12 protein-coding genes are annotated in these 14,196 nt (G+C 52.8%); 2 read left to right on the top strand and 10 right to left on the bottom strand.

Annotated elements, in window-relative coordinates:
- Nucleotides 1-14: 14 nt before the first annotated feature.
- From KI367_RS20780 to KI367_RS20750, 7 genes are all read right to left on the bottom strand, one after another.
- A complete protein-coding gene (locus tag KI367_RS20780; protein WP_052147388.1) occupies nucleotides 15-1,043 on the bottom strand; it encodes a phosphotransferase enzyme family protein in 1,029 nt (342 codons plus the stop codon).
- 295 nt (nucleotides 1,044-1,338) lie between these two features.
- Nucleotides 1,339-1,662: a hypothetical protein gene (locus tag KI367_RS20775; RefSeq protein ID WP_052147389.1), complete on the bottom strand. Its 324-nt coding sequence runs from the start codon at nucleotides 1,660-1,662 to the stop codon at nucleotides 1,339-1,341.
- Nucleotides 1,663-1,950: 288 nt separating this feature from the next.
- The gene (locus KI367_RS20770; RefSeq protein WP_036715029.1) at nucleotides 1,951-2,328 is read right to left on the bottom strand and encodes a DUF779 domain-containing protein; all 378 of its coding nucleotides are present in this window, start codon (nucleotides 2,326-2,328) and stop codon (nucleotides 1,951-1,953) included.
- A 16-nt stretch (nucleotides 2,329-2,344) separates the two neighbouring features.
- Nucleotides 2,345-3,865, bottom strand: a complete 1,521-nt coding sequence (adh, locus tag KI367_RS20765) for an aldehyde dehydrogenase (protein ID WP_212952050.1) — start codon at nucleotides 3,863-3,865, stop codon at nucleotides 2,345-2,347.
- 269 nt (nucleotides 3,866-4,134) lie between these two features.
- Nucleotides 4,135-4,776, bottom strand: coding sequence for a DUF1266 domain-containing protein (locus KI367_RS20760; RefSeq protein ID WP_052146998.1), 642 nt, complete (start codon nucleotides 4,774-4,776; stop codon nucleotides 4,135-4,137).
- A gap of 21 nt (nucleotides 4,777-4,797) precedes the next feature.
- Nucleotides 4,798-6,891 carry a tetratricopeptide repeat protein gene (locus KI367_RS20755; protein ID WP_212952049.1) on the bottom strand — a complete coding sequence of 698 codons (2,094 nt, stop codon included), beginning with the start codon at nucleotides 6,889-6,891 and terminating at the stop codon, nucleotides 4,798-4,800.
- The gene (locus tag KI367_RS20750) at nucleotides 6,891-8,591 is read right to left on the bottom strand and encodes a molecular chaperone HscC (protein WP_212952048.1); all 1,701 of its coding nucleotides are present in this window, start codon (nucleotides 8,589-8,591) and stop codon (nucleotides 6,891-6,893) included. The genes KI367_RS20755 and KI367_RS20750 overlap by 1 nt, the downstream gene beginning before the upstream one ends.
- Nucleotides 8,592-9,037: 446 nt before the next feature.
- Between KI367_RS20750 and KI367_RS20745 the strand changes: the two genes are divergently transcribed.
- Complete coding sequence (locus KI367_RS20745; RefSeq protein ID WP_212952068.1) at nucleotides 9,038-10,693, top strand: histidine kinase N-terminal 7TM domain-containing diguanylate cyclase; 1,656 nt, start codon at nucleotides 9,038-9,040, stop codon at nucleotides 10,691-10,693.
- A gap of 118 nt (nucleotides 10,694-10,811) precedes the next feature.
- A complete protein-coding gene (locus KI367_RS20740) occupies nucleotides 10,812-11,636 on the top strand; it encodes a methyltransferase domain-containing protein (RefSeq protein WP_212952067.1) in 825 nt (274 codons plus the stop codon).
- Nucleotides 11,637-11,826: 190 nt separating this feature from the next.
- Here the strand turns inward: KI367_RS20740 and KI367_RS20735 are convergent, their stop codons facing one another.
- The 3 genes from KI367_RS20735 to KI367_RS20725 form a co-directional block, all read right to left on the bottom strand.
- On the bottom strand, nucleotides 11,827-12,207 hold the full coding sequence (locus tag KI367_RS20735) for a hypothetical protein (RefSeq protein ID WP_212952047.1): 381 nt from the start codon (nucleotides 12,205-12,207) through the stop codon (nucleotides 11,827-11,829).
- Between the two features lie 183 nt (nucleotides 12,208-12,390).
- Nucleotides 12,391-13,209: a Cof-type HAD-IIB family hydrolase gene (locus tag KI367_RS20730; protein WP_212952046.1), complete on the bottom strand. Its 819-nt coding sequence runs from the start codon at nucleotides 13,207-13,209 to the stop codon at nucleotides 12,391-12,393.
- 81 nt (nucleotides 13,210-13,290) lie between these two features.
- Complete coding sequence (locus tag KI367_RS20725) at nucleotides 13,291-13,992, bottom strand: DUF421 domain-containing protein (RefSeq protein ID WP_036710163.1); 702 nt, start codon at nucleotides 13,990-13,992, stop codon at nucleotides 13,291-13,293.
- Between the last annotated feature and the right edge of the window lie 204 nt (nucleotides 13,993-14,196).

Here is a 14,196-nt window from a genome sequence, read left to right as displayed (position 1 = left end):
ACGGTGTGATTGCGTCATTCTTTTAAGACTATGTAAGCATTCATCATTTGTTGCCGGATATTTTGCCGATGATCCGCGTGACTGAATTCCTCAAGAAAGCCGTTAAGCCATGCTTCGCCATAATCAAGGGCACCCGTATCCTGATGGATAAAGGCGACATCCAATCCCATCACCCAAAACCGCCTTGCCATAATAAACAACTCGATGGCTTGTTCGTCTTCGTCTGAGAAATGCCTGACCGATCGATAACCTCTCATCAGCGAATTCCATAAGGCATCTTGCTTTTCCGGCGACTGGCGTTTCCTTGCCTTCACCTGCGCAAGATCATACGCCCTCCACCCTTTTGCGGCCCACTCGAAATCATAATGGGTGAACTGCTCTCCTTCTAGAAAGGCGTTATTGTTGCCGTGCATGTCGCCGTGGCACAGCCCCCAATCCAAACCGGATGCAGCTGCAATTTCGATGCGTTTTTGTAGTGAAACCGCAAATTCCCGCAAAAAAGGAACAGCTTGATGTTCTAACCCTATGTATTCGCAAATCCGTTTTAACGGTTGTTGAATAAGAAAATCGGTATCTAACGCAAACCGTGGCTGCGCGATGGTGACCAGATCCATGGCAGCATGCAAGGCAGCGGCCGATCGGCCGAAGGCATAGCAGGAAGCTTCGTCATCAAGCGGATGTTCAATGCCTTTCAAATAACGAAAAATGACCGTGATCCGCTCCCCCTCCGGCGCATTCAAAACGGTATACAAAGTGGAATCGTTTTTCGGGATAGGCTCTGATACATGGGTTGTCGCATCCATCATTCTCCGGAGTTCGGTTAGCAGAGATACTTCAAAGTTCACGTCGCTTTCACTGACTTCGGAACGGTACACGGGCAAAATATAAAACCCGTCGGGAGTTTCGATCCGGTAAGTGTCATTCAAACCTCTTAACCAAAACAGGCATTGCTTCCACGGCCCGATATCATATAGGCGGCTCAAGCAATGCTCCAAATATTCGGGAGCCAATACGGAGCGTAAAGCTGTTGGTTGATTGTACATGTCCATCTCCTCGGTTTTTGATCCGGTTCATGTAACCGGTAGTCATACCTTTAGATTAACATAGCCTTTTTGCCGGCAGGCGGGAGAAAACGGTTATAGTTGAACGATCCGGGCCAAGAGCTCCGGCGGCAGTTGCCTTGTTCAAAATTTGAGCATCGCCTCTGATCGAGGCCCACGTCATCTCCACATCCCCCCATGACTTGTTCCAGCTCTTTAAAAAAGGCCCCCCGGTACGGAAGGCCTTCTTGTGCTGCTATATTCAAAAAACCCCGACCGGGACAGGACCAAATGAGGTCTACCCGGCGTTGACTTGCGTCTGCGCTTGTTCGTCTTCCTTGACGCGGATGAAATCGGCGTGAATGTATTCCCTCGTGACCGGATCGCGTTGCACCGCTTCCAGAAAAACGGTTATAGGTCCATGATTTTCAAGATTCAGCTCGACCAGACCGTCTCCCCCGCTTCGGATCCATTTTGCGAATTCCCTTGCGGACAGGTGGATATGGACAGGATTTGCACCCGAACCGAAAACGTTCGCGGGCAGCCGTCCCGAGTTCCGTAGACGTTTGAGGCCCGTCCGATTCATTGGCGTGCGCTGCAGAGCTTGAAAACATGTTTTCATTTTAACAACTCTCCTCTTATCATTGGTCATTTATGCTCTCCAAAATCAATCGTCTATTCGACTACGGATTTCGCCCCCCGTAGCTGGGGAAGCACGAGCACCATCACATCACCGCCCTTTATACATTTAATGTCATTTAAAACCGAATATGGGATAAGGCATTTCGTTCCATGGAACGAAATGCCTTATCTACCGGTAACCATATCATAGAAAACCGCTTTTGTCGACCGCTCGTCCTCTTGGATCCGAGTCATGGATTGCAAGCGCTTTGCAAGCTTTGACGACGCTTTACAAAAGCTTCAATCTTCGCTGCTCCTCTTCGGTAAAAACGCGGGAGCGGGTCAGAAATCTTTGCCCCTCCGGTCCTTCCAGCGAAAACATGCCGCCGCGGCCCGGAACCACGTCAATGATGAGCTGCGTAAATTTCCAATACTCGTATTGGGCCTTGCTCATGTAAAAAGGAGCGCCCCCGATCTCTCCCATCAGCACGTCGCTGTCGCCGACGATAAATTCGCCTAATGGAAAGCACATCGGGGAACTTCCGTCGCAGCATCCCCCCGATTGATGGAACATAACCGGCCCGTGTTTCGAGCGAAGCCGTTCAATCAGTTCCAATGCGGCCTCCGTCGCAACGACCTTGCGAACTTCGCTGTTCCCTTGCGTCATCTTCGGCTCCTCAGGCTCAGAAAAATCCGAGCGCTTTCGGGCTGTAGCTGACTAACAGGTTTTTCGTCTGCTGATAATGGGACAGCATCATCCGATGGTTTTCTCGGCCGATGCCGGACGACTTATAACCTCCAAACGCCGCATGAGCCGGATACGCATGATAACAATTCGTCCAGACGCGGCCGGCCTGAATTTCGCGTCCGACCCGGTACGCGGTGTTGACGTCTCGCGTCCAAACGCCTGCGCCAAGCCCATAAAGCGTATCGTTTGCGATCGCAAGCGCTTCTTCCCGATCCCTGAACGTCGTCACGGCGACGACCGGTCCGAAAATTTCCTCCTGGAAAATCCTCATGTTGTTTTGCCCTTTCAAAACCGTCGGCTGGATATAGTACCCGTCCGAAAGCTCCCCGGGGATCGAAGCTCTGCCGCCGCCAATCAGGCACTCCGCGCCTTCCTGCCTGCCGATGTCGATGTAGCTGAGGATTTTCTCCATTTGTTCGGTAGAGACCTGCGCGCCGATCATGGTCGCCGGATCCAGCGGATGGCCTTGTTTGATCGAGGCGACGCGCTTGAGCGCCCGCTCCATGAACGCATCGTAAATGGATTCCTGAATCAATGCGCGGGACGGACAGGTACAAACTTCCCCTTGATTCAGCGCGAACAACGTAAAGCCCTCAAGCGCTTTATCGAAGAAAGCGTCGTCCTTGGCCATGACGTCTTCAAAGAAAATATTCGGCGATTTGCCGCCGAGCTCCAGCGTCACCGGGATGAGGTTTTGCGAGGCATACTGCATGATCAGCCGCCCTGTCGTCGTTTCGCCGGTAAAAGCAACCTTGGCGATTCTGCTGTTCGATGCAAGCGGTTTGCCCGCTTCAAGCCCGAACCCGTTCACGACGTTGACGACGCCCGGCGGGATCAGGTCCCCGATCAGCTCCATAAGCACCATGATCGAAGCTGGCGTCTGCTCCGCCGGTTTCAGCACCACGCAGTTGCCTGCCGCAAGCGCGGGCGCAAGCTTCCAAGTCGCCATCAGCAGCGGAAAATTCCACGGGATGATTTGCCCGACGACCCCGAGCGGCTCACGGAAATGATAGGCCACCGTATCATCGTCGATTTGGCTGAGCGTTCCTTCCTGCGCCCGAATGCAGCCGGCAAAATAACGGAAATGGTCGATCGCAAGCGGCAAATCCGCTGCCAGCGTCTCCCGGACCGGCTTGCCGTTATCCCATGTTTCGGCCACCGCAAGCAGCTCCAGGTTGTCTTCGATCCGGTCCGCGATCCGGTTTAACATATTCGCACGCTCAGAAGCGGAAGTCCGTCCCCAAGCCGTTTTTGCTTCATGCGCAGCGTCGAGCGCAAGCTCGATGTCTTCCGCCGTCGAACGGGCAACCTCGCAAAACACCCGGTTGTTGACCGGCGAAACGTTTTCAAAATATTGGCCTTGAACGGGAGGAACCCATCTGCCCCCAATATAATTGTCGTAGCGTTTTTTAAACGTGACCTTCGATCCGTTTTGTCCCGGTTCAGCATATACCATATCCAAACAGCCTCCTCTAATAAAAATGTTGCTGCCATGCAGCCCAGACTCGTAAAATGGATCACCAAGCATGTCCAACACCATGTATATGGCGATGTTTTCCAATCTAGTCCTGTTTTATAGAGAAAACTTTATGTAATATAGTTCGCTATGCGGTTTCATAGGGTTCAGCCCGTGACATAAAAAAGAACCCGCCCCTCGATGTTTAGGTCTCTTTGCGCTGCAAAGACCGCCTTTCAAGGGGAACGGATTCTTTTATGTGTGATCGCTTAGTTCAGCTGCACTTTCCGGAACGGGCTAAAGCGCGACCGCAGCAGCTTCGCGAAAACGGCTTGATTGTCCGAGATATAGCTGCTTCTTTTTTGCCCGAAAGCATAGGCGGCCCCGGCCGCAAAACCCGCCGTGTAATCGTTCCAGTCCGAATAGTTTTCTTTCGCGAGCGCGACGAATCGGGCGACATAATCCCACCGCTCCTGTTCGGTCAAATAAACCATTTTCCGCGCGGCACAGCTGATAAACACGCCCCAGCTGCAATCGTACGCCGCGATCCCCCCGGCAGGCAGCCGCCCCAAATATTGGTTGGCGACGGACAGCTTATGCCTGAGGACCGGGTCCTGCGTTTCCTCGATATATCCGGCCCGCTTTTCAGCCTTCAGCACGGACAATGTACCGCCCAGATCCGCGAACTCTTTCCTCATTCCTTCCGCCAAAAACCACTCCAGCGCTTCTTTTAATCCGTCCGCATTTTCGATTTTCCATAATTTTAACGTATTGCGGGTATCCGTTGTTTTGGAAAACACCCTGTTCGGGTTTTGAACGTGATAGTCGGCATAACGCCCTTCGATGCACAGCGCCGTCATCGCATCGACATAGGGCTGCAAAGCCCCGGCAAGCTCCATCGTCTGCTGCAAGCCCATTCCTCCCTTCAAGCCTTAATTGTAACGCAGAAAACGCCATATTCTTCGAATTTCGGCAAAGACGGAGATGTAAAACAACGCCATAATGAAGAACAGGATATAAAACCTTACGGGGATGCGGACATGACCGTCGCTTGTCGGCGTCTTAACCGCATCGACGTAGGTTTCCGGCTTGGGATACATAAACGGTAGATTCATCTGTACCTTTTTCATTCGTTCAAGGCTGTTCTTGATTTTGTCCGCTTCGTCTTTTTCCGGCAATGCCGCCGCGGCCGCTTCGGCTTCGGCCATATGGCTTCTCCATGTTTGGTATTCGCTGACGATATCCGCATCCGTATCGCGAACCGTTCCTTCCAGCTCGATCTTGCCCCGGCCGCCCATCTGTTCGGCCTGCTTTTGATTCGCAAGGACGATCAACTGCTTGCCGTTCAACTCGCCCACAAATACATATCCGGTTATAACCGAATCCGTTCCCTGCTTTTGCGCTTCTTCTTCTTTCAAATAACTGATATCCCCTTCATCCTCTTCATCCTCTTCCTTCGTCGTCACTTGAACCACGCCGGTATATTGCGCCTTTTCAAGCGTGAAACGAACGCCGTCCACCTTCGCCGGCAGCCGGCCGAGTTCGTCGACGGAAGCCACCGTTCGGATTTCGAGCGGTTTATCGGCATGGGCGAAATAACCGATCAGGCTTTCCCCTGTGTACTTCGCAAAAGAGGATGCCGCATAAAGGTGCAAAATGATAAGGATGACCAGGCTGACCCATTTCCCCGCGAGCAGAAAATAAGCGCCCTGCTTGAGCCGCAGGCCAAGAGGTTTGCTGCCCAGCGCCCGCAGCAGCTTTTTCCGTTCCGCTTGTTTGCCGCCGGCAGGCCGGGCCTTGAGCGCGTCCAGCTTTTGCATGTCGATGTCCGCCAGGGCCAACACGGCTTCGATATCGTTCGGCTGTTCGTCCGCGATCCGTTTGAACATGCCGTACGCCTTATCCAGCTCTCCAAGCTTCATGTAACAGCGCCCGGCGATGGAAAGCGCCAACCTGTTGGACGGGTTGCGCTCCAAAATGCGGTTTGCGTCCTGGAGGCTTTCGTTCAGGTTGCCTTGATCAAGCCAAAGCCGTGCCCGGTGCAGGTATCCGTCAATTTCATCAGGCTGAAGCCGGATCAATTCGCTGCTTGCCTGAAGCGCTTTATCCCGCTCTCCCGTCTGCACGTAACATTCCGTGAGCAGCCGGACGACATCCGGATCCGCTCCGAACATGCCTGCCGCTTCTTCAAGCAGCTCCGCCGCCGACTCGTAATCTTGTTCCAGCATCAGCAGCAGCCCTTTTTCCCGCAACCACAAAAAATCCTCCACATCGGCATCCTGTGCCTGCAAAAGCGCCGAATATCCCAAATGCAGCAGCGACGGTTTCTCCACCGCATAGGCGTATACGTTCGGAAATTCGTCCTTGAACTCTTCCGGATCCTCCGCAGCCATTTCGCTCCAATGAAAAGTGCCTTCCAGCATCGTCCAAACGGCTTCGGGCACAAAATGATGATCATCCATGAAATAAAGCAGCCGGCCGGATACATTGGACTGGATGCTTACGTTCCAGATGGCGTCGGAATTCAGCTCCTCCATCCACCGGTTCGGATCGATCCGCGAAGGAAAATCCTCGTACAGCCGTTCGATCCGTTCCATGAAGGATTCCGCCGGATCGGCCTGCTCGCGGGGCAGGGGCTGGCCAAAATCGGCAACGCGGCGGTGAACGTACGTCGTTTCGGTCTCGGGCTCGGAAGCGGATCCAACCTCCTCCTGTCCGTCTTCGTCCAGGTCGAACATCTCCCCATGCCAGGCTTTATGGTGCTGCTCCAATTCCGTCTCCGTTTCAAAAAAAGCGGATGTCCCGTCTTCCTCCCGCAGCCCTTCCGGTTCCGCGGAAGCCGCGCTTGCCGCTTGTTTCCGGTGCCGCTTTGCTTCCTTCAGGGCGAAATCATATGCCTCCCTGAGCCGCTGATACCCTTCCGGATCGTCCTCGGGATGATGCTGCTTCAGTTTGGCCGCATAAGCCTTTTTGATCTTGGCGGTATCATCCGTCGCTTCGATCCCGAGGATATTCCAAACTTGCATTAATAGTCACGCCACCTTTCAAGCTCCTCCAGCTGTTTCTTTAAGACCGCCGCCGCCTTTTTGACGTCCTGCTCGTTTTGGGAGGCAAGCACCTGCTCGAATCTTTGCAGCAAAAACGCGATCTCCGAGCGTCTTTCGCCCAGCGATTCCTCGTAAAGCCGCTCCCCTTTGGCCAGCAGCAGCCGGTTTTCCGCACGTTCGCGGGGATGGATTTTGATGTCTTTCAGCTGCTGCAGCCGTTCTTCGATTTCCTTTTGCGACAGTTTGCCGGGATTTTTTTCGATGACGGTTCTTTGTTTGAGGCCTGTGCTCAGCACGGTAACCTCGACTTCCAAAATTCCGTTGATGTCATACGTAAACCTGACGTCGATCGACTGGTTCCCCGCTTCATCGGCCGGGATCTGGACCTCCAGCTCGCCAAGGCGGATATTGTTGTCCACTTTTCGGCTTTCGCCTTGGTAGATCACGACGCGAATGCTTTTTTGCTGATCGTGGATGGTGCTGTAGGTTTCGACCTTGCTCACCGGAATCGGCGTGTTCCGCTCGATGATCGGGCTGAAATGGCCGCTGTCGAATTGGCCGCCGCCCAGCGGCTTCGTCGTTTCGATGCCAAGCGTATAAGGACATACGTCCGTCAGCACGACCTCTTTGAGCGCCTCGTCCCTCTGCTTGAGGGCCACCTGGATCGCCGCGCCCAACGCCACCGCCTCATCCGGGTTGATCTGATTGAACGGCAGCTTGCCGAACATGCGGCTGACGACCGATTTGATGACCGGCATACGCGTGGCTCCGCCGATTAAAATGACCGCATCGAGTTCGTCCGGCGTAAGCGAGGCGTCGCGCAGCGCGCGTTCGATCGGATGGCGCAGCCGAAGCATCAGCTGGCCGGCGATTTTCTCGAATTCGTTCCGGTCGATGGTCGATTCGTATTCCTTCCCGTCCCAAGTAAAGCTCATTTGCCCGTATGTACCGTTTCCGATGCCGCGCTTGCATACTTCCGCTTGTTTGAACAGCGCGGATCGTTCCTTCGCTTCCAAGGCATGAACGTCGATGCCGTGCCTTTCCGCAAACCAGGATGCAAGGAGCTCGGTAAAATCCTCGCCGCCCAAATAATTGTCGCCGGCAATCGACTGGACTTCCATGACGCCCTCGAAAAATTCCAAAATCGACACGTCAAACGTGCCTCCGCCCAGGTCAAATACGAGAAACTTCGTTTCCGACTGCTGTTGATGCAGCCCGTACGCGATGGCGGCGGCCGTAGGCTCGCTGATCAGCCGCTCCACCTTCAGCCCGGCGATTTCCGCGGCCCGCTTCGTCGCCTTGCGCTGGGTATCGTTGAAATACGCTGGAACGCTGATGACCACCTCCGTCACCTCTTGTCCGAGATAGGCTTCGGCATCCGCCTTCAAAGCTTTGACGACAAAAGAAGAAAGTTCTTCCGGCGAAAAAGAATATCTGCCGAGACGGAACACCTTTTCCGTCCCCATATATCTTTTGAACGCCGCGGCCGTCAGCTCGGGGTGGGTAATCAGCCGTTCCTTGGCGATTTGCCCGACCAAAATTTCCCCGTTTTCGTCCACGCTGACGATGGACGGCGTTAGCCGCTCGCCGAGCACGTTCGGAATAATCACAGGTCCGCCCTCCGTCCAGCAGGCCGCAAGGCTGTTCGTTGTTCCTAAATCGATGCCTATCATTGTCACGAAAAATTACCTCATTCCACAAACATTTTTTATAGGGATATGCGCATGAAACGGCAGGTTTCCAAAAAATGGGACACAATCTTTATTATAACAAGCAATCCTTCCCCTAAAGTAGTTGCAAAAGTAACATAAAGCGGTGGAAGTTCACCCTTCAGCTGCTTCATATTTGAGTAGATTAGGCCATTCAAACTAGATTCAGCATAATCTGATTTTCCTAAAAGCCAAAAAAACGCTGCCCGGTTTGGCGCGTTTTTTTAAACACCCCGATGAGCCGCGCCAACAGCTTCGTCTCTTCGTCGGTCTCCCCGTACGCCTGAAAGAAGGCCGGTCTAGCGCCTCCTTATCTAAAATTTTCTTATCCTGAAATATTTTGTTCGTTTATCTTTTTCCGTGTTAGAATGAATGAGTCGACTTTACTTTAACACATTCGAGGTGTACATCGTGTGATGGCATGGATCGATTTAATCGTTTGCATCCTTTTATTGGCTTTGCTTGCGTATGTATTTATTTCCGTCACGATCACCGTCCTGCATAAGGTTTATCTCATGTTTCATTTCTTCATGACGTTATGGCCGCTTTGCCAATTCGCCATCCAGGTGACGGATTCCCCGAGGCTCCAACTATTATACGTGAAGATCGCTTTCGTGGATCTGGCGCTGCTGGCGGTGGGGTGGCTGTTTTTTACCCTTCTGCTGACGAAAAGGACGCTGCCCGCCCGCAAAGGACTTCCCGTGCTGATCGCCCTTCCGGCATGTCTTGCCGCAGCCATCGTCATCTCGAATCCGAACGGGATGTTCGTGCAGCCGCTGCACGGCCAATACGCCGAACGTAGTTACGGACCGCTTTTTTGGCTGACGTCTTTGGTGCTGATCGGGTACGGGGTCGTTTCGCTGTGGGTGATTCATTCCGCATTGTCGGCCAGCCGGGCAGACCGGATCAAAAAACAGGTCACGCAAGTACTCCGCGGAATGGTCGTCGTCATGGCGTTTATTGGCGCGGATATTTTGGTGAACGTCGTCTTTCGCGTTTCCTCCATGGTCATTCCCGGGCTGACGTCGGCGGGCATTTTGCTTTCGGCTGTCTTTTTTATCGTCGCCATACATCGGGACAAGGTTTTTGATTTGCTGAAAATCGCCCACCAAGACATTATCAATACCATCAATCTGGGCATCCTGGTTCTGGACGATAACGAAATCATCGTGGAGACGAACCGTTCGCTGCCTGCCTTTTTGGATTTGCACATCGGCGACCGGTTTGAAATCGCGGCTATTTTGCCGGATGCAGGCACCGGCACGTCGGGCACGTTCATTGCAAAATACAAAAACGATCCGCTCGAGAGCCCGGAAATCGACGTTTTATACGAAAAGGGCGACAGGCGTCATGTTCATATCCATGTTTCGCCCATCGTCGTTGGCGGGACGCGCGTCGGACGGATCATAACTTTCCAGGACCGAAGCCGTCTGCGCCAGCTCATCGAAGAAACGGCAAAGCAAAACGAGATCCTGCAGGAACGCAATCAAACGTTAAGCGAGATGCAGCAGGAGCTGCACCTCACGAATCAGAAGCTTCAGCAAATGGCAATTACGGACGGCCTGACCGGCTGCTTCAATCGAAATTACATAACCCAGCAATTAGAGCAAGAAGTCAGAAATCATATCGAACGGCATATCCCCTTTTCCATCCTGTTGTTGGACATCGACTTTTTTAAGCTGATCAACGACCGGTACGGGCACTTGACCGGGGATGAGGTCATCTGCAGCACGGTCAACGTCATAAAGCAAACCCTTAGGGATACCGATATTTTGGCCCGCTTCGGCGGCGAAGAGTTCATCGTCTATCTCCCCTTTACCGGTTCGGAAGCGGCGCTGGAGCTGGCCGAGCGGATTCGTGCGGCCGTTGAAGCGAATAAAATGATGGTGCCCGGCCTGAAAAACGCATTATCCGTGACGGTAAGCATCGGGCTGTTGTCCGTCGATCGTTTCCCGCTCGATTTGATCCCGGGCTCCATGACCCTGATCAGCGAGCTGTTCCAATCGGTCGACCATGTGTTATACCAAGCGAAAAGGGAAGGCCGGAACCGGGTGGTGAGCGCCTCGAAATGAGCTTTTGGGGCTGGCTGGCTCAACCGGCGGTTGAACCGGGGAAAAAGTCAATTTCAAAGTTATTGTCCGCTCCAATGCCCGCCGCTACAATGTGGTACATAAAGGAGCGTGACATATGTTGAAAGAAACTTTGGCGAGAAACATCGTTAGATACCGGAAAGAACGGGGATTAACGCAAGAGGAGCTGGCCGCACGGCTTGGCCTCTCCTTTCAAGCCGTATCCAAATGGGAAAATGCGCAGTCGTTGCCCGAGCTTTCCCTGCTGCCCCAGTTGTCCGCAACGTTGCAGGTCGGCATCGACAAGCTTCTGGGCTACCTTTCTTACGACAAGGCGGTTACGGTTTATGAAGAGGAATACAAAACGCCGGATTACATTTGGGGTCTGGAACCGAACAGCGCATGTTATCAGGTCCTGCAGCTCATGCCTCCGACCAGGCGCTTGAAGCTGCTCGACATCGGGTGCGGCGAAGGGAAAGACGCGGTGTTTTTTGCGAGAAACGGCTACGACGTCACCGCATTCGACATTACGGATGCCGGAATCTCCAAAACGAAAAGGCTCGCCGAAAAAACCGGCGTCCACGTCAACGTGTTTAAGGCCGATATAATGGATTTCCGGTTGGATTCCGGTTTCGACGTTTTATACTCAAGCGGCGTGCTGCATTATATCAAACCGGACTTCCGGGATGAAATTTTCGATAATTACAAGAGATTCACCAACGAAAACGGATTGCATGTTTTTAACGTTTTCGTCCATAAACCCTTTATTGCCCCGCCTCCGGAAAAAGAGACGAATGCCCACAAATGGCATTCCGGCGAATTAATCGGACATTACCGCGACTGGTTCCTGCATGAAAGCTCCGAAGTCGTATTCGACTGCAATTCATCGGGCGTTCCGCACCAGCACGCCATGACGAAATTGATCGCCCGGAAAGTCTCCGCGTAGTCCGCCGAGCCTTTTCCGGGACGAGTGCAGCGTTTTGAGGAAGGGGCCGAACGGCCCCTTTGTTTTGAAGGAGTCTTCAAGAAACACCCGTGAGGACATCCTTTTTAACCAATCGTGGCCTGACTCCCGACATACATGATCGCAAAGACCAAAATGATCGTGATCGTCATCAGCGCAACGGGAATCGCCGTTAAGGTGATGCCTGCGATGGCCATCCCCCTGCCGCTTGGCGATCGCTGGCCCGGATTCCAAGCACAAAACCGATCAGGCTGACGATAAAAGACAAGAGCATCATGAACATGGCGCCGGCTGGAGCCTCGTATCCGGATCCTAAATCCATCGCAAACAACGACATGATAAACATGAGAATCCCGAAAATCCCAAAGATGAGCGAAACGACCGCTTGCCCCAGCCTGTCCTTGGGGGGCTTTTTCTTTTTGGTTGCGGGGATCGGCCTGCCGGCCTGCGGTGCTTGCTTCTGATTGCCGGCAACAGGACCACGGCCCTGTTTCCCGGCAGGCGTACTGCTCGTCCGGGCTTGGCTGCTTGCCTGCCGATGGGATGGCTGCATGATTTAACTTTTCTCCCCTCTTAACGATGATATAGGTATGTAGAACTACTGATAACGTTTCCATAATACTCCAAAGGTAATACCTTGTCAAAATTTGCTCCTTTTGTCGTATTATAGCGATTGAGGGGAGCTTTTTTTAAAGCACTGGCCCCTGGTTCATCCGGAGGACACCCCCGCTGGCCGCTAGACATGAAAATACTTTTCTATAACTTTGGCTACGCCGTCGTCATCATTCGACAACGTGACTTCATCCGCCGCGTTTTTTACAGACTCGGGCGCGTTTCCCATGGCTACGCCAACGCCTGCGTACTCAAGCATGTCCATGTCGTTGAAATTGTCTCCGACCGCGATGACCTGCTGCCGCGCCACGCCCCATCGTTCCTGCAAAAACCGGATGGCCGACGTTTTCGAAACGGAACGGTCCATAATTTCCAGGTAGGAAGGTTTGGACCGGTAGATGGCAAGCTCTTCCGCAAACTGCTTTTTCAAAGAGTTTTCCAGTGCCCCGATCTCTTGCGCCCCGCCCATGCATAACGCCTTGTGGGCCCCGTGAAGCGAACTTGCCGGCAAACGGAACATGGCTTCGAAGTCGATGACGGACGGATCGGTTTTGGCGATATCCCGCTCTTGAAGCGCCCACTCATCCAGGCGGTCGACATACCAGTCGTCGTCCTTGTAAAACCCGGCATGGATTCGTCCGAGCTTCGCCTGCCGGTATATGTTCTCGATTTGAGCCATGGTCATCGTTTTGTTCCAAAGCGACCGGTAGGAGCCGTCCTCCTCCGTTTCGACAACCAATGCGCCGCTGTAGCAAATGATCGGAGTGTCCAGACCCAGCTCCCGGTGAATAAACGCAATGCCCTTGGGCATCCTTGCGGAAACCAGGACGACCCGAACGTCGCCGGGCAAGGCGCGAATGGCCCGCTTCGTCCCGGCAGAAATGTCATGGTTCGAATTCAGCAGCGTTCCGTCGATGTCCAGGCACAGCATGTGATAAGTCATTTTCCCCATCCCCTTCGTTCCTCTTCTGCTTTCGGTTCCATTATAACCTAGAGGATGCCCGAAGTAAGACAGGGATTTTTTTTAACGGCTTCGGCCGCCGGCGTAGGTTTGGACGAAAATGCCATCCCCCTCCAGCCATTCGGCGATCAAAACCTCTCGATAATCGGAAATATGCTGGGTTTGAAGCTGTTTGTGCAGCCAGGTTTCGTCAAAGCCCGCGTCTTGGATTTCGTCCCACAATACTTTTCCGTCGCGAATGAGCGTGACGGGGACATAAACGGGAGTTTCCTGGAGTTTCAAATCTTCCTGCGTCGTTTTCTGGTATTTGGACTTTTTCAAAATGCTGAGGGAACCATCCACCTCCAGGTAGCAAAAGGCCACCTCCCGGATCGAAAAGGTTTCGCTTTGGCGAAGCAGGCTTTGCAGCTGATTGAGGTTCATCCGGTTTTTTTTCAGTGCTTCATAATCCACGACGCCGTTTTTAATGAGCGCGGACGGCTTGCCCTCGAACATCCCGCGGAAAAACAACGATTTTTGTCCAAGGTATTCCACGACAATGAGCAGCAATCCCCATAAGAAAATGGAATATAAAATGTGAATAAGCCCGATGCCGGGTTCAAACAAGGCGTTGCCAAGCAGCTCCCCAAACACGATGGACGCGATAAAGGCAAACGGCGTGATCTGCCGGATCAGCTTTCTTCCGACGATTTTCACGACGATAAACAACAAAAAAAATCCGACAATCAGCTCAACAGTCAAAGAAGAGAGAGTGATTTCCTTCATATCATAAACCTCGCCGCGATTTGTTATTTTGGAGGTACATTTTATGTATTCCCACATTGCGCCCGATATCTACGCTTAGAAAAAAATCGTCGGAAAAGCGCCCCAAAAAATTTTTATTGTTATTTATTGACAGTTGTATTCGCTTTCATCTACAATGATGGAGGAACGCAATACTCGATATAATTTAAGGGCCATGCATTCCTT

This window comes from Paenibacillus cookii (assembly GCF_018333375.1).
Taxonomy (GTDB): domain Bacteria; phylum Bacillota; class Bacilli; order Paenibacillales; family Paenibacillaceae; genus Paenibacillus_AQ; species Paenibacillus_AQ cookii.
Note: the sequence above shows the minus strand (reverse complement) of the source record. Positions and strands in the feature narration are given on the sequence as shown.

Excerpts from the sequence above, each read along its gene's own strand:
- KI367_RS20780 (WP_052147388.1), bottom strand. The coding sequence starts at position 1,043 with ATGTACAATCAACCAACAGCTTTACGCTCCGTATTGGCTCCCGAATAT.
- KI367_RS20775 (WP_052147389.1), bottom strand. The coding sequence starts at position 1,662 with ATGAAAACATGTTTTCAAGCTCTGCAGCGCACGCCAATGAATCGGACG.
- KI367_RS20770 (WP_036715029.1), bottom strand. The coding sequence starts at position 2,328 with ATGACGCAAGGGAACAGCGAAGTTCGCAAGGTCGTTGCGACGGAGGCC.
- adh (WP_212952050.1), bottom strand. The coding sequence starts at position 3,865 with ATGGTATATGCTGAACCGGGACAAAACGGATCGAAGGTCACGTTTAAA.
- KI367_RS20755 (WP_212952049.1), bottom strand. The coding sequence starts at position 6,891 with ATGCAAGTTTGGAATATCCTCGGGATCGAAGCGACGGATGATACCGCC.
- KI367_RS20745 (WP_212952068.1), top strand. The coding sequence starts at position 9,038 with ATGGCATGGATCGATTTAATCGTTTGCATCCTTTTATTGGCTTTGCTT.
- KI367_RS20735 (WP_212952047.1), bottom strand. The coding sequence starts at position 12,207 with ATGCAGCCATCCCATCGGCAGGCAAGCAGCCAAGCCCGGACGAGCAGT.
- KI367_RS20730 (WP_212952046.1), bottom strand. The coding sequence starts at position 13,209 with ATGACTTATCACATGCTGTGCCTGGACATCGACGGAACGCTGCTGAAT.
- KI367_RS20725 (WP_036710163.1), bottom strand. The coding sequence starts at position 13,992 with ATGAAGGAAATCACTCTCTCTTCTTTGACTGTTGAGCTGATTGTCGGA.